The sequence below is a fragment of the Leisingera sp. ANG1 genome (assembly GCF_000203975.2).
Taxonomy (GTDB): Bacteria; Pseudomonadota; Alphaproteobacteria; order Rhodobacterales; family Rhodobacteraceae; genus Leisingera.
This window is the reverse complement of the sequence record NZ_AFCF02000016.1, coordinates 18,952-40,170: the sequence shown is the minus strand read 5'-3', so window position 1 is coordinate 40,170 and position 21,219 is coordinate 18,952. Positions and strand designations below refer to the sequence as shown.

Annotated in this window: 16 protein-coding genes; 8 read left to right on the top strand and 8 right to left on the bottom strand. The window is 63.4% G+C overall.

The features are described 5' to 3' along the window. Positions 1–5 precede the first annotated feature (5 nt). The 5 genes from GC1_RS21275 to nqrF are packed head-to-tail and all read left to right on the top strand — an operon-like array spanning position 6 to position 4,511. Positions 6–1,214 carry an NADH:ubiquinone reductase (Na(+)-transporting) subunit B gene (locus tag GC1_RS21275; RefSeq protein WP_019296947.1) on the top strand — a complete coding sequence of 403 codons (1,209 nt, stop codon included), beginning with the start codon at positions 6–8 and terminating at the stop codon, positions 1,212–1,214. After that, on the top strand, positions 1,207–2,010 hold the full coding sequence (locus GC1_RS21270; protein WP_019296948.1) for a Na(+)-translocating NADH-quinone reductase subunit C: 804 nt from the start codon (positions 1,207–1,209) through the stop codon (positions 2,008–2,010). The genes GC1_RS21275 and GC1_RS21270 overlap by 8 nt, the downstream gene beginning before the upstream one ends. Then, a complete protein-coding gene (locus GC1_RS21265; RefSeq protein WP_019296949.1) occupies positions 2,010–2,663 on the top strand; it encodes an NADH:ubiquinone reductase (Na(+)-transporting) subunit D in 654 nt (217 codons plus the stop codon). Before GC1_RS21270 ends, GC1_RS21265 begins: the two co-directional genes overlap by 1 nt. Next, positions 2,663–3,271, top strand: a complete 609-nt coding sequence (gene nqrE, locus GC1_RS21260; RefSeq protein WP_019296950.1) for an NADH:ubiquinone reductase (Na(+)-transporting) subunit E — start codon at positions 2,663–2,665, stop codon at positions 3,269–3,271. The genes GC1_RS21265 and nqrE overlap by 1 nt, the downstream gene beginning before the upstream one ends. Before the next feature lie 16 nt (positions 3,272–3,287). Continuing rightward, the gene (nqrF, locus tag GC1_RS21255; RefSeq protein WP_019296951.1) at positions 3,288–4,511 is read left to right on the top strand and encodes an NADH:ubiquinone reductase (Na(+)-transporting) subunit F; all 1,224 of its coding nucleotides are present in this window, start codon (positions 3,288–3,290) and stop codon (positions 4,509–4,511) included. Positions 4,512–4,661: 150 nt separating this feature from the next. On the opposite strand, the gene GC1_RS21250 is transcribed toward nqrF, so the two are convergent. Continuing rightward, positions 4,662–5,243: a YceI family protein gene (locus tag GC1_RS21250; RefSeq protein WP_019296952.1), complete on the bottom strand. Its 582-nt coding sequence runs from the start codon at positions 5,241–5,243 to the stop codon at positions 4,662–4,664. Positions 5,244–5,394: 151 nt separating this feature from the next. Here GC1_RS21250 and GC1_RS21245 point away from each other — a divergent pair, with 151 nt between their 5' ends. Next, positions 5,395–5,838, top strand: a complete 444-nt coding sequence (locus tag GC1_RS21245; RefSeq protein ID WP_019296953.1) for a MarR family winged helix-turn-helix transcriptional regulator — start codon at positions 5,395–5,397, stop codon at positions 5,836–5,838. 230 nt (positions 5,839–6,068) lie between these two features. Here GC1_RS21245 and GC1_RS21240 read toward each other — a convergent pair whose 3' ends face one another. After that, positions 6,069–7,403 (bottom strand): aminotransferase-like domain-containing protein, encoded by a 1,335-nt coding sequence (locus GC1_RS21240; RefSeq protein WP_036762285.1) that lies wholly within the window; start codon positions 7,401–7,403, stop codon positions 6,069–6,071. 89 nt (positions 7,404–7,492) lie between these two features. On the opposite strand from GC1_RS21240, the gene GC1_RS21235 reads away from it, so the two are divergent. Beyond that, positions 7,493–8,671, top strand: coding sequence for an MFS transporter (locus tag GC1_RS21235; protein WP_019296955.1), 1,179 nt, complete (start codon positions 7,493–7,495; stop codon positions 8,669–8,671). A 655-nt stretch (positions 8,672–9,326) separates the two neighbouring features. Here the strand turns inward: GC1_RS21235 and tcuA are convergent. The 6 genes from tcuA to GC1_RS21205 are packed head-to-tail and all read right to left on the bottom strand — an operon-like array spanning position 9,327 to position 20,145. Continuing rightward, positions 9,327–10,802: an FAD-dependent tricarballylate dehydrogenase TcuA gene (tcuA, locus tag GC1_RS21230; protein ID WP_019296956.1), complete on the bottom strand. Its 1,476-nt coding sequence runs from the start codon at positions 10,800–10,802 to the stop codon at positions 9,327–9,329. A 4-nt stretch (positions 10,803–10,806) separates the two neighbouring features. Next, positions 10,807–12,501 (bottom strand): thiamine pyrophosphate-binding protein, encoded by a 1,695-nt coding sequence (locus tag GC1_RS21225; RefSeq protein WP_019296957.1) that lies wholly within the window; start codon positions 12,499–12,501, stop codon positions 10,807–10,809. Positions 12,502–12,505: 4 nt separating this feature from the next. Then, entirely contained in the window at positions 12,506–14,917 is a 2,412-nt protein-coding gene (locus tag GC1_RS21220; protein WP_019296958.1) for a GcvT family protein, read from the bottom strand. Beyond that, positions 14,910–17,315: a GcvT family protein gene (locus GC1_RS21215; RefSeq protein ID WP_019296959.1), complete on the bottom strand. Its 2,406-nt coding sequence runs from the start codon at positions 17,313–17,315 to the stop codon at positions 14,910–14,912. Before GC1_RS21215 ends, GC1_RS21220 begins: the two co-directional genes overlap by 8 nt. Further along, positions 17,312–18,601, bottom strand: coding sequence for an aspartate aminotransferase family protein (locus tag GC1_RS21210; RefSeq protein ID WP_019296960.1), 1,290 nt, complete (start codon positions 18,599–18,601; stop codon positions 17,312–17,314). Before GC1_RS21210 ends, GC1_RS21215 begins: the two co-directional genes overlap by 4 nt. Continuing rightward, positions 18,598–20,145, bottom strand: coding sequence for a trimethylamine methyltransferase family protein (locus tag GC1_RS21205; RefSeq protein ID WP_019296961.1), 1,548 nt, complete (start codon positions 20,143–20,145; stop codon positions 18,598–18,600). The genes GC1_RS21210 and GC1_RS21205 overlap by 4 nt, the downstream gene beginning before the upstream one ends. A gap of 105 nt (positions 20,146–20,250) precedes the next feature. On the opposite strand from GC1_RS21205, the gene GC1_RS21200 reads away from it, so the two are divergent. Continuing rightward, positions 20,251–21,141 (top strand): LysR substrate-binding domain-containing protein, encoded by an 891-nt coding sequence (locus tag GC1_RS21200; protein WP_019296962.1) that lies wholly within the window; start codon positions 20,251–20,253, stop codon positions 21,139–21,141. The last annotated feature ends 78 nt before the right edge of the window (positions 21,142–21,219 follow it).

Genomic DNA, 21,219 nt, shown 5'->3' with positions numbered 1-21,219 from the left:
GCCGGATGGGATTGCGCAGCTTCTTTGACAGGATCGAGCCCCATTTCGAGAAGGGGGGCAAGTACGAAAAGCTCTTCCCCGTCTACGAGATGGTGGAGTCCTTCCTTTATACCCCGAAAACCGTCACCTCGGTGGCGCCGCATGCCCGTTCATACGTCGATATGAAGCGGATCATGACCTATGTGGTTATCGCCACCATCCCCTGCATCTTGTGGGGCATGTGGAACACCGGCTACCAGGCGAACTCGGCAATTGCCGCGCTGGGGGCTGACGCGGCCACCGGCTGGCGGATCGCCATCCTGCAGATGTTCGGCATCTCGCTGGATGCGGCGAACCCGATGGCCAACATCGCGCACGGGTTCCTGTATTTCCTGCCGATCTACATCGTGACGCTTGTTGCGGGCGGCATCTTTGAGGTGATCTTTGCCACTGTCCGAGGCCACGAGGTGAACGAGGGCTTCCTGGTGACCTCGATGCTTTACACTCTGATCATGCCGGCCTCCGCGCCGCTGTGGCAGGTGGCGCTTGGCATCATTTTTGGCGTGGTGATCGGCAAGGAAGTCTTTGGCGGCACCGGCAAGAACTTCCTGAACCCGGCGCTGGTGGGCCGTGCGTTCCTGTATTTCGCCTATCCGGCGAACATGTCGGGCGACGCTGTCTGGACCCCGGTTGACGGCTTCTCCGGCGCGACCGCGCTGGGTGTGACAGCCGCCGACGGCGTGCAGGCGCTGGCCGCCAAGGGCATCGAATGGTCGGATGCGTTCTTTGGCACCATCCAGGGCAGCTTTGGCGAGACCTCGACGCTGGCCTGCGCAATCGGGCTTTGCTTCCTGCTGTTCACCAAGATCGCCAACTGGCGCCTAATCGTGGGCTGCCTTGCGGGCATGATTGCTTTCTCGATGCTGCTGAACCTGATTGGCTCCGACAGCAACCCGATGTTTGCGATGCCGTGGTACTGGCACCTGGTGCTGGGCGGCTATGCATTCGGTCTGGTGTTCATGGTGACCGAACCCGTGTCCGCATCCCACACCAACGCAGGCCGCTACATCTACGGTGCCCTCATCGGCGTGATGGTGGTGCTGATCCGGGTGCTGAACCCGGCCTTCCCCGAAGGCATGATGCTGGCGATCCTGTTCGGCAACGTCTTTGCACCGCTGATCGACTACTTCGTCGTGCAGGCCAATATCAAACGGAGGGCGCGCCGCCATGGCTGATACCCAAAGCAAGGGCCTGATTGGCCGCTTCCTGGCCGCATCGCCGGATTCCGTCGGCAAGACCTTGTTCATCGCTGTTGCCGTCTGCCTGGTGGCCTCGATGATCGTGTCCACCGCCGCGGTGTCCCTGCGCCCGGTGCAGGAAGTGAACCGCAAGCGCGACAAGCAGCTGAACGTTCTGCAGGTGGCCGGCCTCTATGAGCCGGGCATCAAAGTGGCTGAGGCCTTCGCCGCCTTTGAACCGCAGGTGCTGGATCTGGAAACCGGTGAGTTCACCGACCAGTTCGATGCTGCCAATTTCGACGATCTGGCCGCCGCGCAGGATCCGGAACTGAGCCGCGCGCTGGACAATGATCCGGCGGGCATCGGCCGCCAGTCGCGCTACAAGACCGTGTACCTGCTGCGCGAGGAAAACGGCGATCTGGACAAGGTGATCCTGCCGGTCCACGGCTACGGCCTATGGTCAACCCTCTATGGCTTCATCGCGGTTGAGGAAAACGGCAACGACATCTTCGGCCTGCAGTTCTACCAGCACGGCGAAACCCCAGGCCTCGGCGCCGAGGTGGACAACCCGCGCTGGAAGTCCCTGTGGAGCGGCAAGAAGCTGCATGACGAAAGCGGCGAGCTGCAGATCAGTGTTGCCAAGGCACAAGGTCCCGCCGGGCCGGAGCATCACATTGATGCGCTGGCTGGTGCGACGCTGACCTCTGTCGGCGTGGACAACCTGGTGAAATTCTGGATGGGCGAAGAGGGCTACGCACCCTTCCTGGCCGCCCTTAAAGCGGGAGAGCTCTGATGGCGCAGACCAAGAAAGACATGCTGGTCGACCCATTGGTCGACAACAACCCGATCACGCTGCAGGTTCTGGGCATCTGCTCGGCGCTGGCGGTGACCTCCTCGCTGCAGGTGGCCTTTGTGATGACCCTGGCGGTGACTTTCGTGACCGCGTTCTCGTCGATGTTCATCTCGATGCTGCGGAACCAGATCCCCTCGTCGATCCGGATCATCGTGCAGATGGTCATCATCGCCTCGCTGGTGATCCTGGTGGATCAGGTGCTCAAAGCCTACGCCTTTGAGATCTCCAAGACCCTGTCGGTCTTTGTTGGCCTGATCATCACCAACTGCATCGTGATGGGCCGTGCCGAGGCGTTCGCCATGAGCAACCCGCCGGTCGCGTCCTTCATAGACGGCCTCGGCAACGGCATGGGCTATGGCCTTATCCTGATGCTGGTCGGCATCATCCGCGAGCTGTTCGGCTCCGGCTCCCTGTTTGGTATCACCATCCTGGAAACCGTGAACAACGGCGGCTGGTATGTGCCGAACGGTATGCTGCTGCTGCCGCCCTCGGCGTTCTTCGTGATCGGCCTGCTGATCTGGGCGTTCCGCACCTGGAAGCCGAACCAGGTCGAAGAGCGTGAATATAAAATCCAGAATGTGGAGGCGCACTGATGGAAGGGCTGATTTCACTCGCCGTTAAGGCCATCTTTGTCGAGAACCTCGCGCTCTCCTTCTTCCTGGGCATGTGCACCTTCATTGCGGTGTCCAAGAAGATTTCCACCGCGCTGGGTCTGGGGATTTCGGTGATGCTGGTGCAGGCGATCACTGTGCCGACCAACAACCTGCTGCTGACCTACCTGCTGAAACCCGGCGCGCTGGCCTGGGCGGGGTTCCCGGATGTGGATCTGACCTTCCTCGGTCTGATCTCCTATATCGGGGTGATTGCGGCAATGGTGCAGATCCTGGAGATGATCCTCGATAAGTACTTCCCGCCGCTCTACAACGCGCTGGGGGTCTTCCTGCCGCTGATCACGGTGAACTGCGCCATCCTGGGCGGCTCGCTGTTCATGGTGGAACGCGACTACAACTTCGCGGAAGCAACCACTTACGGCCTCTCCTCCGGCTTTGGCTGGGCGCTGGCGATCACCGCGATGGCGGGCGTGCGCGAGAAGCTGAAGTATTCCGACGTGCCGGACGGCCTGCAGGGCCTGGGCATCACCTTTATCACCGCGGGTCTGATGGCGATGGCCTTCATGTCCTTCAGCGGCGTCAAACTGTAAGGGAGCGTCTGAAGTTATGGAAACTTTCTCGCTCGGCGTTGTCCTGTTCACGTTGATCGTGCTGGCGCTGGTGGCCATCATCCTGGCCGCCCGCTCCCGCCTGGTCGCGTCCGGCAACGTCAACATCACCATCAACGGTGAAAAAACCATCTCGGTGCCTGCGGGCGGCAAGCTGCTGCAGACGCTGGCGGCTGAGAAACTGTTTGTCCCCTCCGCCTGCGGCGGCGGCGGCACCTGCGCCCAGTGCCGGGTGCGTGTGCATTCCGGCGGCGGCTCTATCCTGCCGACCGAGGAAAGCCACATCACCAAGCGCGAGGCGTCTTGCGGCGACCGCCTGTCCTGTCAGGTTGCGGTCAAGCAGGATATGGAAGTCGAGGTTCCCGAAGAGGTCTTCGGCGTCAAGAAATGGCGCTGCAAGGTGCGGTCGAACGACAACGTGGCGACCTTCATCAAGGCGCTGGTTCTGGAACTGCCCGAAGGCGAGGATGTGAACTTCCGCGCCGGCGGCTACATCCAGATCGAAGCGCCCGCGCACCAGCTGGCCTATACCGACTTCGACATTCAGGAGGAGTACCGGGAGGATTGGGATCGTTTCAATCTGTGGCAGTACAAATCCGTTGTGGATGAGCCGGTCGAGCGCGCCTATTCGATGGCGAACTACCCGGACGAGAAGGGCATCATCATGCTGAACGTCCGCGTCGCCTCGCCGCCGCCGGGCAGCAGCGACATTCCGGCAGGCAAGATGTCGTCCTACATCTTCAACCTGAAGCCGGGCGACGAAGTCACCATCTCGGGGCCCTTCGGCGAGTTCTTTGCCCGCGAGACCCAGAAGGAAATGGTGTTCATCGGCGGCGGTGCCGGCATGGCGCCAATGCGCAGCCACATCTTCGACCAGCTGAAACGGCTGGAGAACCGCGACCGCAAGATCAGCTTCTGGTACGGTGCGCGGTCGAAGAAGGAGATGTTCTTTGTCGAGGACTTCGACCAGCTGGCCGAGGAGTTCGACAACTTCGACTGGCACGTCGCCCTGTCCGACGCGCAGCCGGAGGACGACTGGAAAGGCTACACCGGCTTTATCCATAACGTTCTGTTCGAGGAGTACCTCAAGAACCACCCGGCGCCGGAAGACTGCGAATTCTACATGTGCGGCCCGCCGATCATGAACCAGTCGGTGATCAACATGCTGCTGGATCTGGGTGTGGACCGCGAGGACATCATGCTGGACGACTTCGGCGGCTGAGCCGAAGCGCAGAGCAGAAAATCAAAAGCCCCGGATGGACACATCCGGGGCTTTTTTGCTGTCTTCAAATCCGAGCCGGGGAGGGGGGTGACATGTATGCACCCCCTGTACACCCCCCGTGCACCGCCTGATGCACTGGCTGGGCAGAAATCACTCAGCCTTCAGTTCGCTGACGATCTGGATGGTGATCGGCCCGGTGGAGAAGCCGCCGACACCAAAGGACTGGTGGTCGATTGTTGTGGTGGCTTCAAACGCCGCCCAGTCGCCCTGGTAGTATTCGATCGCTCCGCCCAGCGGGTGCGGGCCGAGGTGGGTCATGGTGGTATCCAGCACCACGGACTGGGTGGTGCCGTGAATGGTCAGATCGCCGGTCACCTTGGCGGTCTTGTCGCCGGTCTTCTCGATCCCGGTGCTGACAAAAGTGATCTCGGGGTAGGTTGCGACCTCCAGGAAGTCGGCACTGGACAGGTGGTCGTCCAGCGGCCCGAACCCGGTGGCGACGCTGTCCGCCTTGATGGTCACATTCAGGGTGGAGGCTTCGGGGTTTTCCGGATCCAGCACCAGAGTGCCCTGGGCGTCGGTAAACTCGCCGCTCTGCATTGAGACGCCGGCGTGGCTCCAGCTGAATTTGACCTCGGTATGGCCCTGATCGGTCTTGTAGGTGGTGGCGGCAAAGGCAGCGGGGGCGGCCAGCAGCGCAGCGGCGGCGAGGGAGGCAATCCTGGTCATCATGGCAGTTTTCCTGTCGGATGGGGTTGGGCCGGGAACGGCTCTTGTTACGTGAGGATGCGATTGATCCGGGATGGATGCTATGACATCTATTTTGGCGCATCCACCGGCAACGGCGGAACTGCAGCCCTGTTCACCAACTCGTGAAGACGTGATGACGCCCAGCCCACGCGAAACCGCAATCTGGATCCTGCTGAACCGCGCCCACCGGCAGACCCACCGTGACATGGAGGCCAAGCTGCGGGCGGCGGGTTTGCCGCCGCTCAGGTGGTATGACGTGCTGTGGGGGATCGAGATGGCCGGGGCGGAGGGTGTGCGGGCCTATGAGCTGACCCGCAACCTGCTGTTTGAGCAGTCCAACCTGTCGCGCATTCTGGCGCAGATGGTGAAACAGGGGCTGGTGCGCGAAACCGTGTTCGAACAGGACCGCCGCGGCAAGCTGTTGCATCTGACAGAGGCCGGCGCTGCGCTGCGGCTGCAGATGTGGCAGATCTACGGTGCTGCGATCAAACAGGCGATGGAACCGCTGGACAGTGCGGAGGATCTGGAGGTGTTTCTGGAACGCCTGCAGAAGACCGGCGGCGGGCCGTTTCCGTGACCATCTGACGCCGGGCTGAATAGGCCCTGCGCTGTAGACTGGAGCAGACCTTACACAATACTGGATCGCTGGCTGCCAGGCTGTTCTGAGGCGAACCGGGCCTTCAGAACGGGACATGCGGCAAGTTGGAAAGCAGGACTTTCCGGTCCTTTGCTGCAACATATGCCGACGATAGCATCTAGCGATCTTAGGCTCTGGACCCACTATTCCCGTATTGCAGGGTCCTGACCCTAGCCGGCCTGGTCAATGCATACCGCATCCCGGACCGTGTTCAGCACGCCTTCCAGCTCAGTCTTCGGTATTCCGCCAAAGGCGAGCCTTAACGCCTGCGGAGCTGCGGTAGTGGTTGCGAACGGCTCCGCGCCGGACACCGAGAGACCGTGCTCCTTCAAGCGCGTGACAATAGGTTGAGCACGAACACCTTTCTCGAGCGGCATCCAGGCGAAGCCCGCATTAGGATGTGACTGGAGGGGCAGCGTACCGAAAACTTTCCGCAAGACAGACTGGCGCGCCGCTCCATCGCGCCTGCGGTTTTCTTCAGACACCTGCAGAGTCCCGTCTTCGATCCAGCCCGCGACCAAACCAGATATCAGCGCCGGAGCATTCCAAGTCGTCGCACGGATGGCCTCCAGGAGTGGCAGGGTCTGGCTTGCAGGGGCTATCACATATCCCAGACGCAGCCCTGTCGCGAGATTCTTTGAAAACCCGCCGATGTGAACTGTCCGGTCAGGTGCCAGGGAATAGAAACTGGGCGGCGGGTCTCGCTCCAGGAACGCATAGGCGGCGTCTTCAATAATCAGCAGGTCGTTCCGCTGTGCAACGTCGAGAAGGCGGCGGCGTGTTGCCTCATCCATGACCGATCCCAAGGGGCTATGGACCGTCGGCATCAGGTAAACGGCGCGAACCTCCCGTAATCGGCACAACCGCTCAAGTTCATCAGGGTCCATCACTCCCTGCGATCCTTCGACCGGGAGGAGGTTAAGACCGCGTAAAGCCGCGGCGGATTTGAAACCGGGGTAGGTGAGTGTATCTGCTGCAATCAAATCGCCATACCGGAAAAGCCCCAAACAAGTGACTGCCAAACTATGCTGGCTGCCCGATGTGACCAGCAGGCATTCAGGGTCAACCCGGCCCAGGCCCGGGGCAAGGCTTTCGGCAATGATCCGGCGTTCGTGCAGCCGCCCGCCATGAGGCTGATAGCGCAGCATCGCTTCCAGATCACCTGCAGTTGCCAGCCGCCGCAATCCGCTGCGCAGCATGCCGGCGTCGGCAGCATCCCCCGGCATGTTGAAGACAAGGTCAGTGACGCCCTCGGCAGCGGTCTGATGGACGCCAAGCGTCACCGGCAGGCCGGGATCGCGCACAAATGTGCCGCGGCCGGCTTCGCCGGCAACCAGGCCGCGCTGCTCCAGTTCCTTGTAAACGCGTGTTGCCGTCGCCAGAGCGACACCGGATTTTTCAGCAAATGCCCGGTGTGTCGGCAGTTTGGAGCCAGGGACCAGTTTCCCGTCCTGGATCGCGTTGGCGAGCATGTCGGCAAGACGCACGTATCGAGGCTTCTTCATGCGCCCACTGTCATTAGTACAATAGAAAAATTGTCATACAGGAAACCTCATGGCAATCCGGAACAAAGTCAATCCATAAGGGTCACCGGATGCCGCGCTTCATCTCTTCCTGCCTGCTTGCCGCGAGCCTGTTCACCGTCACCTTTGCCGTGAACCTTCAAGCTCCGCTTTACGATGTATATGCGGCTGAGAGCGGTGCCGGCGCCACGGCTGTGACGGTGGCATTTGCTGCCTATGCTGGCGGTCTCATGCCAACGCTGTTGCTGCTAGGGGGACTGTCGGACCGGATTGGGCGGCGTATTCCCATTGCGCTGGCCCTGATCCTCGGCGCATCGGCAACAGCAGTACTGGTGCAATCCCCTAACTGGGCAAGTCTTGTGGCCGCGCGGTTTTTCTTAGGTATCGGAACTGGTCTGGCGACCACTTCCGGGGCTGCTTACATGGCTGAAATTCTCGGTGCGGGCCGCGCACGAAATGCGGCCTTGGTTGTGACATCGGCAACGTCACTTGGTTTCGGCGGCGGCGCCCTCGCAACCGGTATAAGCTTGGCGGTTCAGGGCGCGACGCTGATGCCGGTCAGCTATATTGTTCTGTTTGCAGCGGCGCCAGCCTTGGCGGTGGCCGCCTTTGCCTTGCCCAAGGCGGACCGCCCGAAACCTGTCTCGCTTCTGCGGCTGCCGGTCTTTCCGCCGGGCACATGGATGTTTGGTGCCGCGATGGCGCTGGCTTGGTCCACGACCGGCATGACCATTGCTGTCGTGCCTCTGCAACTGGCGGCCAATGGCCTCGGCGGTTGGACCGGTCTTGTGATTTTCCTCGCCATTTTCGTGGGCTTTCTTTGCCAGCCCATCGCCCGGCGAATGACAAACGATCAGGCGCTCACCCTCGGGTTCGTCCTGATCCCGCTCGGCTTCCTCGTGCTTTTGGCCGGTGTCTGGCTGAAACTGCTGATCCTGGTCCTTGCCGGAACCTGCATCACCAGCGCAGCGAGTTATGGCTTCACGTATCTTGCATCACTGGCAGAAGTGTCATTGCGCGCTCCTGACGACCGCGCACGCGCCACCGCAGGCCTGTTCGTTTATGCCTATTCAGGGTTCTCACTGCCTGTCATCGCAAGCGGCGCGCTTGCTGATATGCTTGGGCTGCTGACGGCCATGGCCATTTTTGCCGTGGTCCAATTGTCGGCCACACTGTTGATCATGAAATTGCGGAACCGGAAATCTGGGCCTGCAGGCGAGGCACTTGAGGCAAGCAAAAGGAGCGTGTGAATGAGTACTAAGGGAGATCGTCTTAGGGTCATGGTTCTGTTTGGCGGCCGGTCGGCAGAGCATGAGGTTTCGCTACTTCCGGCAACCAATGTTCTGGAGACAGCACGCTTATTGAGAAACTGATTGCGCACGGGATCGCGAGATTTCATGCGGAAGACCAACTGCAATGAAAGGGAGTTCGCGGCGCGGGGGTGCGTGAAACAGTGGCCGGTCATTTTCGGCGGCTTGGCCCACGGGGCAATGGTATCCTGCGAGTTTTCTGGGAGGTCAAACTGAACGGGCCGCTAGGATTTGCTCTGGATCACTGACACCCTGTCGCAAACGCGATCATCCCTTACCAAGTCACTGACGGCCAGTTTGACCAAATTGCATCCGTGAAGTTTGCTATCAAATGCCACGTTGAACAGTGCAAGATCACGCAGGTTGCCCGCCAGTTCCAGCCGCGCGGATCGCCCAGGCCTGTTTCGGCAACAGTGGCCGTTCCCGGCCTTTCGTTGCTGGGCAACAGCGGGAAGTTGGACTATTGGCATAGTCTCCCTCCAGTCCTCCCGCCAAACCCAGACATCAGCACCGCGCTGACACCTGAGCCAAACGGGCGGTTTGAGCGGCTGTTGTCCGGTTGCTTGCCGTCTCCGTTTGAGCAAGCCAGCTGCCCCTATCCGCCAAAGGCATGCGCCCCCGCCAGTCGGCCGAAAACAGATCCGCTGATCAGGCCGGTCCCGCCAGGATAGTTGAAATAGAAAATGCCGCCGACCAGTTCCCCTGCCGCGAACAGGCCGGGGATCGGCGCAAGATCGTTGTCCAGGACCTGCGCGCTGTCCGGGTCGATCCTCAGGCCGCCGAAAGTAAAGGTGATGCCGCAACCGACCTGGTAGGCTTCGAACGGGCCTTCGTCGATGGTGTTGGCCCAATTGGACTTCGGCACCGCCAGCCCCCGCGCCCCGCGGCCATCCTTGACGTTCGGATCAAACGGCGTGGTGGTGTCCACTGCCGCATTGTAGGCGCGGATTTCATCGAGAAAGCCCTGCGGGTCCACGCCTTCCAGCTTGTGCGCAAGCTCCTCCAGCGTCGGCGCGGTCACCTTGGTCACCCGCTTGATGCGGTATTCGTCACGCAGCAGATGGGTGACCTTGGCGTCGAAAACCTGCCAGGCGAACTGGTCAGGCTGGTTCAGGATCACCCGGCCGTATTTGGCATAGGTGTAATTGCGGAAATCCGCGCCCTCATCGACAAACCGGCGGCCCGTGGCGTTCACCATCACCCCCCAGGGGTAGGAATGCTTCTGGAAACCGTCGCCGACATCCAGATCGCCGAACTCCGGCGCATTGTAGTCCCAGCCGACCGCGTGGCAGCCCGACCAGTTGCCATAGGTGGAGGCGCCCGCCGCCATCGCCATCCTGATGCCTTCGCCGGTGTTGAAGCGGGAGCCGCGCACCCGGGCCATCTCCCAGCCGGGGCCGAGGTAGCGGGTGCGCATCTCCGGGCTGGCCTGAAAACCGCCTGAAGCAATCACCACGGAATTCGCGCGCAAATCCTGAAGCTCCCCCCTGTGGCGGACCTTGACGCCGGTCACCGCGTAACCGTCGGTCAAGATCTCCACGGCACGGGTTTCATAACGGATCTCGACACCGGCCTCTTTGGCGATTCTGGTGTGGGCATCCACCAGGCCGGGGCCGCCGCCCCAGGCCTCAAGCGTCAGCCCGCCCCAAAACTTGAACCTTCCGTCGACCTTGAACGCTTGCCGCCCGTAGATCGGCATGAAGCGGATGCCCTTGCCGCGCATCCAGTGCATCGTCTCGCGAGAGGTTGTTACCAGCCGTTCGCACAGGGCCGGGTCGGTGCGGTAGCGGGTCACGCGGAACATGTCGTCAAAGAACTGCTCCTGCGTGTAGGTGCCGAAATCGGTGATGGCGATCTGCTCTTCACTCAGGTCCGGGCACAGCGCGCGGATGTCCTCCACCCCGTCATAGGCAAAGCGGATGGCGCCTGCGGTATAGCGGGAGTTGCCGCCGTTTTCCGCCTCGGGCGCGCATTCCAGCATCAGCACGCTTGCCCCCTTTTCCCGTGCGGCATGGGCGGCGCAAAAGGCCGCGTTGCCGGCGCCGATGATGATCGTGTCCCAGGTGGTCATGGTCTCAGTCCTCCTGCGGGGTATTTTCCGGGGCCTTGAACAGATCCTTGCGCAGCGTCATCAGCGCACCCGGATCAATCTTGCCTTGAATGATGGTGGTCTCATTGCTGGCCAGCGCCGCCTCCAGCGCCGGGCCCATTTCGCCGGGACCCTCGACCCAGATGCCCCTGCCCCCGCACAGCTCGGCAAATTTGTCATAGCGCGGCGAGGTGATCTCCGCACCGAGCAGGCGGCCGCCGTAAAACTCCTGCTGATAAGCCTTCTCGGCCCCCCAGGCCTCGTTATCCAGGACCACTACTATGACCGGCAGCCTGTGCTGAATGGCGGTTTGGATCTCGATCATCGTGTAACCCAAGGCACCGTCGCCCATCACCGCCACCACCGGGCGCTCCGGTGCGGCCGCCTTGGCACCGATGGCCGCCGCCAGGCCAAAGCCGACCAGGCCGAAATCCAGCGGCGTGATCAGGCTCATCGGCTCGTAATGCGCCAGCCGGTCGGCGGCCTGCAGGCAGGTGTTGCCGGTGTCGAGCGTAACGATAGCGTTTTCCGGCAGTGCGGCGCGGATCTCTGCCAGCGCCCGGCGCGGGTGCATCGGCAGAGTGGCGATCCGCGCTTCTTCCGCACGTTCTTCGGCAAGGCTTTCCATATCCGCCTTGAAGGCTGCCCGCCATTCATCCGCCGCCGGTTTCGATGCCGCTGCGGTCAAGGCTTCGGCTGTCAGCCGGGCATCGGCCTGAACCGCGATCTCCGCCGGGAAATAGCGGCCCACGGCAGAGCCGTCGATGTCCACATGGGCGATGCGTGTCTCCGCGCCGACATAGTCGTTGCTGTGAAAGGTGGAGTTGAAACCCAGCCGCGCGCCCAGCACCACCATCACATCGGCTTCCTTGGTCAGGCGGCTGGCCACCTGGTTGCCCCGCGGCCCGGCCTGGCCTGCAAACCAGGGATGGCCGTGGCGCATCACGTCGGCATGGCCGGTCGAGGCCACCACCGGCACCTCCAGGGTTTCGGCCAGGGCAGTCAGCGCTTCGCGCCCCTGGCCCCATTTGAACCCGCCGCCCGCGAAGATTACCGGACGTTTTGCGGTGGAAAGCATGGCCGCAATGGCGCTGATGTCTTCCGGCGCCGCAGGCCCCGGGCGGGCGATGTTCACTGGCTTGGGGTCTATGGGCGCAACTTCGGCGGCAAACAGGTCACGCGGCACATGCAGCACCACCGGCCCGCGGCGGCCCGAATTGGCCAGCCGGATCGCGTCCTCCAGCATCGGCGCCAGGCGCGAAGGATCGCTGACCATGACCGAGCGTTTCGAGACCGGTGCAAACAGCGCCACTTGGTCGACCTCCTGAAAGGTGTCCTTGGCCTGATCGGCCCGGGTGATGGCTCCAGCGATCACTACCAGCGGCGAATAGGCCAGCTGCGCCTCGGCCACGGCGGTCACGATGTTGACCACGCCCGGTCCCGCCTGCGCCCCCAGCACCACTCCGGGGTTGCCAGTCATCCGCGCCCAGGCGTCAGCCATATGGCCCGCCGCGCGCTCATCCCGTGCACCGACATAGGCGATTTCGCCGCCCTGATGCATCGCGTCGTACAGCTCCAGCATTGACCCGCCCAGCAGGCCGAATACGGTGTCGATGCCATTAGCCTTAAGAACGCGGTAGACGGCCTCGCCTCCGGTGATCATGCTGTTGATTTTGGTCATGGTCTCAATCCTCGGATCGGGGCTGCAGGTTCTGCGGGTCAAAAACTGCTTCAACATGGATGGTGACGGGAAATTCCCGGTTCAGGATCTGCACGGTCAGCCCTTCGCGCGGGGTGCCCTTGCGGACAAACAGCCAGCCCAGCGATTTGCCAACCGTGTAGCCATAACCGCCGGAGGTGGTCAGGCCGACGGGCTTTCCCTCCCGCAGCACCGGCTCGCCGCCGTGGATATCAACGCCGTCAGAATACAGTTCCGCGTAGAACAGCTCCCAGCCCGGATCGCGGGGCAGCAAGGCTTCCTTGCCCAGAAACTCCCGGCCCTCCGCCGCCACAAACCGCTCCAGCCCCACATCCAGCGGCCCCGCGTCGGTGGTCAGCTCGCCGGAGGCACGGTAGGCCTTCTCCATCCGCATGCCGTTGAAGGCATAAGACCCCAGATCGGTCAGCCCGTGTTTTTCGCCAGCTGCAAACAGCGCGTCGTAGAGTTCGCCGGCCTGCTCCAACGGCGCGTGCAGCTCCCACCCCAGTTCGCCCACGAAAGAGACCCGCAGCGCATAGCACGGGATGCCGGCCACGGTGATCTCCTGCCCGGACAGCCAGGGGAACGCCCGGTTCGTGAGGTCCGCATCCGTCAGCTCTGCCATGATCCGGCGCGAGGCCGGGCCGGAAAGCGCCAGCATGCCCCAGTCGTGGGTGCGGTTGATCATCTGCACGTCTTCGCCGTCACGGATGTGCGACTTGATCCAATCGAAGTCCGGGTTGCAGCGGGCGATGGGCGAGCCGGTGAAAAAGCGGTTCTCAGCTATGCGCCAGATGGTGATCTCAGTCTCGAAGCGGCCCTTTTCGGTCAGCAGGTGGTTCAGGCTCATCCGGCCGTCCTTGGCCGGGATCTTGTTGGCCGAGAGGCGGTCCAGCAGCTTGCCTGCGTCCTTGCCGGTGATCTCGAACTGGGCAAAGGCACAGAGGTCGATGACACCTGCCGCTTCACGCGTCGCCTTGGCCTCGGCCATGGCGTTGGCGTGCCAGGGCTGGTGGCCCCAGCCGATCTGCTCTACTTCGCCAACCTCGCCGAAATAGCGCGGGCGTTCCCAGCCAGCCACTTCGCCGAACACCGCACCCTTGGCGGCCAACCGGTCATACAGCGGGTGACGCTTCAGCGGCCGCAGGCTCTGGAACTGCTTGCCGGGGCAAGGGGTGTCATGGCGGCGCATGAACTCATCCTTGGTGCGCTCAACAATGAAATGATCGGTAGAGAAATTGCCATACCGGCGCGGATCAAGACCGCGGGTGTTGATCGGGGTTTCGCCATGCACCATCCAATCGGCCAGCACCTTGCCCGCGCCGCCGCCCCAGGCAAGGCCGATGGACGACCCGCAGGACAGCCAGACATTGGGCGCACCCGAGGGGCCCACCAGCATGCCGCCGTCCGGCGTATGGGTGATCGCCCCGCGCACCACGCGTTTGATGCCGAGGTCGGCCAGCACCGGCATCTTCTCAAACGCCACCATCAGAAAATCGCCGATGGAGTCGTAATCGGCCTCAAACAGCTCATTCTCCGCAGCCCAGGGCGCGCCCTGCGGCATCTCCCAGACGGTGGGGCAGACATGACCCTCGTAAATGCCGATGAGGCCGGATTTCTGCTCCTGACGAATATAGCCGCCATAGGCATTGTCGCGCATCACCGGCAGTTCGGGGCGGTCCATGAACTCGGGCACGGTATCTGTCACCAGATAATGGTGCAGGCAGCTGACAGACGGAATTTTCAGCCCGAACCACGCCCCGACCTGGTTGGCATAAGAGCCCGCAGCGATCACCACATGCTCGGCCAGCACATCGCCTTTTTCCGTGCGCAACAGCCACATATCCCCCTTGCGGGAGGCGCCCAGCACCTGGTTGCGCCGCTCGATCCTTGCGCCGCGCGCGCGGGTGGCGGCGGCCAATGCCATGGTGACGGAGGACGGATCAATATGCCCGTCCTCATAGGTGCGCACCGCCGCCTTGACGCCGTCCACCCTGTAGAAGGGGTTCACGCGGGCGACCTCCTCGGGGCCGACCAGATCCATCGGCAGGTCCAGCAGCTTGCCGACGCCCATGATCGACTTCATCCAGTCGACCTCATCGTCCGTGGTGGCAATGCGGAATCCGCCCACCTCATGCCAGCCGATGCTCTGGCCGGTTTCCCGCTCGACCCGTTTGTAGGTTTCGATCGAGGTCTTGTTGATCCAGCCCGCCAGGCGCGATCCCACCGCATGGGCGATCTGTCCCGCTGCGTGCCAGGTGGAGCCTGAGGTGAGCTCCGCCTTCTCAAACAGGATCGTGTCGGTCCAGCCGTTCTCGGCCAGCTGGAACTGGGCCGCCACGCCCATGATACCGCCGCCGATGATGGCAACCTGCGTGGTGCGGGTAGTGTCAGTCATGGGAAAAGGCCTCTTTGGCGGGTTTCAGCGATGCCTTGGCGGCAAAGCGCGTGCAGGCGATTTCGACCTCAAAGCCAGAGACAACGGTGTCTATGGCAAGCTGGTCCAGCGGCGTGTCAATCATCGCCAGCGCGACGGAACGCCCGTATTTGTAGCTCCAGGCCGCCGAGGTGATCTGGCCCGCAACCTGGCCGCCGTAGTAAACCGGCTCGTCATGGATCGGGACCGCCGCCGGGTCGTCGAACAGGATCGAGACGATCCGGCGTTCCGGGGTATGGTCCTTCAAGGCCTCCTCGCCCGCGAACCCGGTGCCAAAGGCGCAGAATGCCCCCAGCCCGGCCTCCTGCGGCGTGGTGCCGGGGCCCAGTTCATGGCCGAAGGCGCGGAAACCGCTTTCGATTCGCAGCGAGCCGCTGGCGTATAGCCCGGCGTGGCTTGCCCCTGCTGCCACCAGCGACTCATAGGCCGCCATCGCCATGTCGGCGGGGATGTAAAGCTCATATCCCACCTCCCCCGTGAAGCTCAGCCGCCCGGCCCAGCCGCGCGCCAGGCCGATCTCGACAGGGCCAAACTGAAAGCGTTTCAGGTCCGGCACAGGACTGTTGGAGGTCGCCTGTAGCACCGCGCGGGCCTGAGCGCCCGCCAGGCCGAGGATTGCATAACCGCTGGTCACATCGGTGAATTCCACGCGGAAATCCCCCTTGGTTTCCCGCATCCGTTTCAGATCGCGCACCACTTCGCCGGCGCCGGCGATCATCAGATAGGTCTCCGGCCCGTGCCGCTGCACCGTGACATCGCTTTCGATGCCGCCCTTGCGGTTCAGGATCTGACTGTAGGCGATACGGCCCTCAGCAATATCCATCTGCGCCGCGCAGAGATGGTTGAGGAAGGCGCAGGCATCCGGCCCCTGCACCCAAATCTTGCCAAAGGCGCTTTGGTCCAGGATGGCGGCGCCGTTGCGGCAGGCCTCCACCTCGCGGCCCACCTGATCGCGCCAGGCAGGCACCCCGAAGGTCAGCGGCAGATGCGCGGCCTTGCCGCCGAAATGCACCGCCCGCTCCCAGCCGCCGCGGCTTTCAAACCTTGCCCCGGCCGCAACCAGACCCGCGTGGATGGGCGAGCGGCGCTGGCCGCGGGCGGTCTCCATGGACCGGCCCGGATAGGGGTTGTCGTAATGGCGGCCCAGCACCTCGGGAATACGGGCCTCCAGCGCGCCCAGCACGTTCATCTCCGGGCTGAAGCGGCGGATGTCGGTCTCGTTCAGATCCATCGTTGGCTCGCCCGCGATGATCCACTCCGCCATCGCGCGCCCTGCGCCGCCAGCCAGCGCGATGCCAGTGGAATTCATGCCGCCCATCAGGAACAACCCCGGCACCTCTGGGCTTTCACCCAGCATGAACTGGCTGTCGAGGGTGAAGCTTTCCGGCCCGTTCAACAGCATTCGCACCTCGGCCTTCTCCAAGGCCGGAATGCGGCGCAGGGCGTTTTCCATCATCGGCATGAAGTGGTCCCAGTCCTCATCCAGGAGGTCAAAGGAAAAGTCCCTGGGCAGCCGGTCCAAGGGCAGCCCCTTGGCCTGCGGTTCGAAACAGCCGACTAGAAGCCCCTCCACATCGTCACGGGCATAAAGAAACGCGTCCTGATCGTTCAGCGTCGGCAGATGCGCGCCCTTGCCGAGCGCCTGCACCTCCTGCAACGGCTTGGTCAGGATGTAGAAATGCTCGCAGGCATAGAGCGGCATATGCGCCCCCGCCATCGCCGCAACCTCACGGGACCAGAGGCCGCAGGCAATGACCACCTCGTCGGCTTCGATCAGATGCTCACCCACCTCGACGCCGGAAATCCGCCCCCCCGTTTTCTGCAGGCCCGTAACGGCAGTATCCTCAAAGATCTGCACTCCCCGCGCCCGCGCGCCCTTGGACAGCGCCAGCGCCACGTCCGAGGGGTTCACCCGCCCGTCCGCTGGCGACCAGACCGCGCCGATTACATCGCTTGTCTCGATCAGCGGCCATAGCTCCTTGGCGCGGGCTGCATCCACCACCTCGGCCTCCAGGCCAAAGGCACGGCCCAGCGACACCTGGCGCTTGATATTGGTCAGCCGGTCCGGGTTGGTCGCCAGCGTCAGCGAGCCTGTCTGGGTCCAGCCGGTGGCCTGGCCGGTCTCCACTTCCAGCGCGCCATACAGGTCGATCGAGTAGTTGATCAGCCTGGTCAGCGTCGCCGAGGGCCGCAGCCGGCGCACCAGCCCCGCCGCGTGCCAAGTGGTGCCGCTGGTCAGTTTGGAGCGCTCCAGCACCACGATATCCGTCCGCCCTTCGCGGGCCAGGTGGTATGCGATGGAACAGCCGATGACGCCGCCGCCGATGATCACGGTGCGGGCGCGGGATGGCAGGGTCATTGCAGCACTCCGTCCTGAACAAGCGCGGCAAACACCGCATCAAAGGCGTCCAGCGCCTCGTCTATCAGCTCCGGGGTATGCGCCGCGGAGGTCACGCAGGAGGTATGGCTCATCAGATCCACGCCGCGCGCCAGCAGGCCGCAGCGCAGGCCCGCCACCAAGGCAGGCGGCACGTTGCGGATTGCAGCCGGGCTCAGCCCCTCTGGGTTTGCTGCCCCAAACAGAAGATGGCAGGTTGAACTCTCCCCATAGGCGCATCCCACGATGCCGTGCCGCGCCATCCGCGCATTAAGGCCGTCCCTCAGGCGCTCTGCCATGGCATCGGCCTGTGCCTGCACCTCTCCGGTGGCCAGCAAGGGCATCGCAGCACAGGCGGCCGCGGCAATCAGCGGGGAGCCGTTGAACGTTCCCTTGTGGCTGACCGGCGGCGACAGCCCGTCCCGCGCGGCTGCGTTGTTCATCAGCTCCATGAGGTCCGCACGCCCGCAAACGGCCCCGCCCGGCAGGCCGCCGGTCACCACCTTGGCCAGCGTTGTCAGGTCCGGCACGATGCTGTCGCGCGCCTGCCGCCCGCCGGGCGACCAGCGCAGGCCGGTGATGATCTCATCAAAGATCAGCACCGCCCCGGCAGCCCGGGCCGCATCATGCAAAGCGCGCAATGTTTCCACGGACAGCGGCACCGAACCGTAATTCGCTCCGGATGCCTCGATAATCACGGTGCCGATGCTGTTGTCCTGCAGGGCCGCTTGCATCGCCTGTGGATCGGCCGCGCAGACTTCCACCAGGCCGTTCACCGCATCCGGCACCCCCAGGGACGCGGCCTGCAAACTGCCCGCCTTGGCACCTTTGAGCGCATGGTCGTGCCAGCCGTGATAGTGGCCGTCGACCCTCAGAACCCGATCCTTGCCGGACCAGGCGCGGCCCAGCCGCATCGCCAGCATCGTTGCCTCGCTGCCAGATGCGGTGAAACGGGTGCGTTCGGCGCAGGGAAACAACCGGTTGACCCATTCCGCCCATTCGGTCTCGGCCGCGTGGCAATCGGCGCTGAAAATCGCTTGGTCGGCCTGCCGCTGCAGCGCCTCGACAACCGCGGGGTGGCCGTGGCCCAGCATCTGGCTGGCCGATCCCATCTTGAAATCGATGTAGCGGCGCCCCTCCGCATCCCATTTCTCGGCACCTGAGGCGCGTTCGATGAAGACCGGATGCGGCGCGCGGTAGCGCAGTTCGTGGCTGACCCCGCCCGGCAGCGCCGCCCGGGCGCGGCTGCTCAGTTCGCTGTTGCTCATGCGGGCCTGCCAATCTGTTCACGGGAAAGCCGGATATCAAACACCGCGCGCAGCGCGCGGTCGGTCTCATCGCTGACATGCTGCGGAAAATGCGTGCCCAGAATTTCACGGGCTGTGTCCCGCGCCGCGTCGCCCACCGGCCGGGCGCCAGCCTCCTGCCATTCGCGCGGAGACCGGCGGTCGCCGATGTGCGGATAGAAGTAGTCTGATTTCATCCGCTCAAACGTGTGCTGCTCCCCCAGATAGTGACCTTCGCCGCGGCACACCTGGGCGATCACATCCGCGGCAGTGTTTTCCGGCGTTGCCTCGACCCCGCGGATTGTGCGCAGGATGTTGCCCAGCAGGTCATTGTCGCTGACATAGGCCGCATGGCTGACGCCCAGCAGGCTCGCCTGCATGCCCGCTGCCTGGGTCACAATGTTGGACCCTGCATGGGCGGCCATCGCAACGGCCAGCGATTTCTCGGCGCCGTATTGCGCGTCCAGGCATTTGGAATCGGTGATCCCCGCGATGGAGGAAACCGGCAGGCCGAAATGCCGCCCCATCTGCGCCGCGCCCGCCATCAGGATTGCCTGCTCGCCGCCGCCGCCGCACATCGATCCGGTGCGCAGATCGGCCACCAGGGGTTTGGGGGCAAAGATCGCCTTGGCCTCCGTGTCCACCAGCCGGGCAAAAACCAGCCCGGCCAATGTTTCGGCAACCGCCTGCACCAGCGACCCGGCGATTGTGGCGGGGCTGGTTGCCCCGGCCTGGCCAGCGCTGATCAGCTGCACCGGGAACCCTGCCTTTATGGCGGCCTCCAGCACCTCGCAGGCCTCCTCGGCAAAGCGCATCGGCGGCACCACATGGCAGACCATCACCGTCAGGAAGGGTCGCGCCCGGAACGCGGCCTCGCCGCCGGCGATTTGGTAGCAAAGCTCCGCGATTGGCCGCACGTTCTCCGGTGCGCTGATTGAGATCGAAACATGCTTGGAGGTGCCCATCAGGCAGGCATAGGCGGTGTTCAGATCCATCACCGCGTTGTCCTCGATGTCGCGCGCCACCACCGAGCGGCTGAAATGATGGATGTTCTCCATCCGGTCGACAATCCGCGCTGCGTCATAGAGGTCCGCCAGCGTGGAGTCGCGATAGGCCCCGGTGTCGAGGTCAAACACCCCCGGTGCCGCCCCGCCCGTCGACATGTGGACCCGCGCACCACTGATCTGCAGATCGTTTTCCGGCTCCTGGCCGCACAGCGTGAACGCCTTCTGCGCGCCCTCCACGGCCCAGTGCACCAGCACCCGCGGAAACAGCAGCCTGCGGTCTTCGGTCAGCCGCCCGCCGGCGCTGCAGACCTTGTCAATCATGGACGGAATGGCCTGGCTCAGCCCCAGCGTTTCCAGAAGCGACAGCGCGGTTTCCTCCACCAGCGCTACCTCCTCCGGCGCAAGCGGTTTCAGCCGCCCGCCTTCAACGCCGGGCCAGACCGGCGAAACGCTGCCAGCTTCCTCAGCTTCAAGGAGGCGTTCCTTACGCCCCCGCCTTCGTTTTCCGGATGCCGCCATTTCATGAGCCCAGCTAACTTCTTTCAAACGGTGCCCCTTGAAACGCCCATTTACAAATGGTCATTGCTCAGCAACTAATGAGCTGTACTCATCTATGGATTCCGCATGCTGCCGTCTCTCTCCGCCCTGCGCGCCTTCGAAGCCGCCGCCAGCACGGGCAGCTTCCGCGCTGCGGCGGAGCTTCTGTCCGTAACCCCCACCGCAATCAGCCACCACATCCGCGGCCTTGAGGAGCAGCTCGGCACCAAGCTGTTCAAACGCTCCGGGCGCGATGTGGTGCTGACCGAAGACGGGCAGCGGCTGGCGGAAACGGCGGTTCAGGCCTTTGGCATGCTCGAGGATGCCGTCCGCGCGCTCCGGCGCACCACCCGCAGGACCGTGCGCATTGCCGCCGGCCCCATTTTCACCGCCCGCTGGCTGATGCCGCGGATCAGCAATTTCTGGGAACAGCACCCCGGAACCGGGCTGGAAGTGGTGCCGACGTATCAGCCCGGCGCGCAGGACCGCGAAAACGTGGATATCGTGATCCGCTGGGAACGCATGTCGGAGATGCCCGAGGGGGCCGTCAAACTGCTTGAACTCAGCCCGGTGGCGATTGCCTCAGAGGCTTTCCTCACCCGGTTCGGCCCCGTGGAAACACCGGCAGACCTCCTGCACATGCCGTTGCTGCACCAACGGAATCATTGGGGCTGGCTGGACTGGTTTTCAGCCATGGGCGTGCGGGTTCCGGACACCTTGCGCGGGCCGGTGTTTGAAGACGCCAATGTTCTGCTGCGCGGCGCGGCCGAAGGCCAGGGCGTGATCGTCGGATGGCTGCCGCTGATTGATCAGGATCTGGCCGAAGACAGAGTGGTGCGCTTGTTCGGCGAAGACATCAAACCAACCCACGGGTATTTCCTGGACGTGCGCAAAGGCAGCCATACGCGCCGCAAGACACAGCTCGCCATTGAATGGCTGACAGCCCAAAGCACCCAGGCTGATTTTGCCCGCTGCTGAAACCCTTTTGTTATTTGCCTCGGCCAAGCCGGCTTGTTTGTATGGGCTGACGAACGCCCAATGCCAGCTACTCTTTTA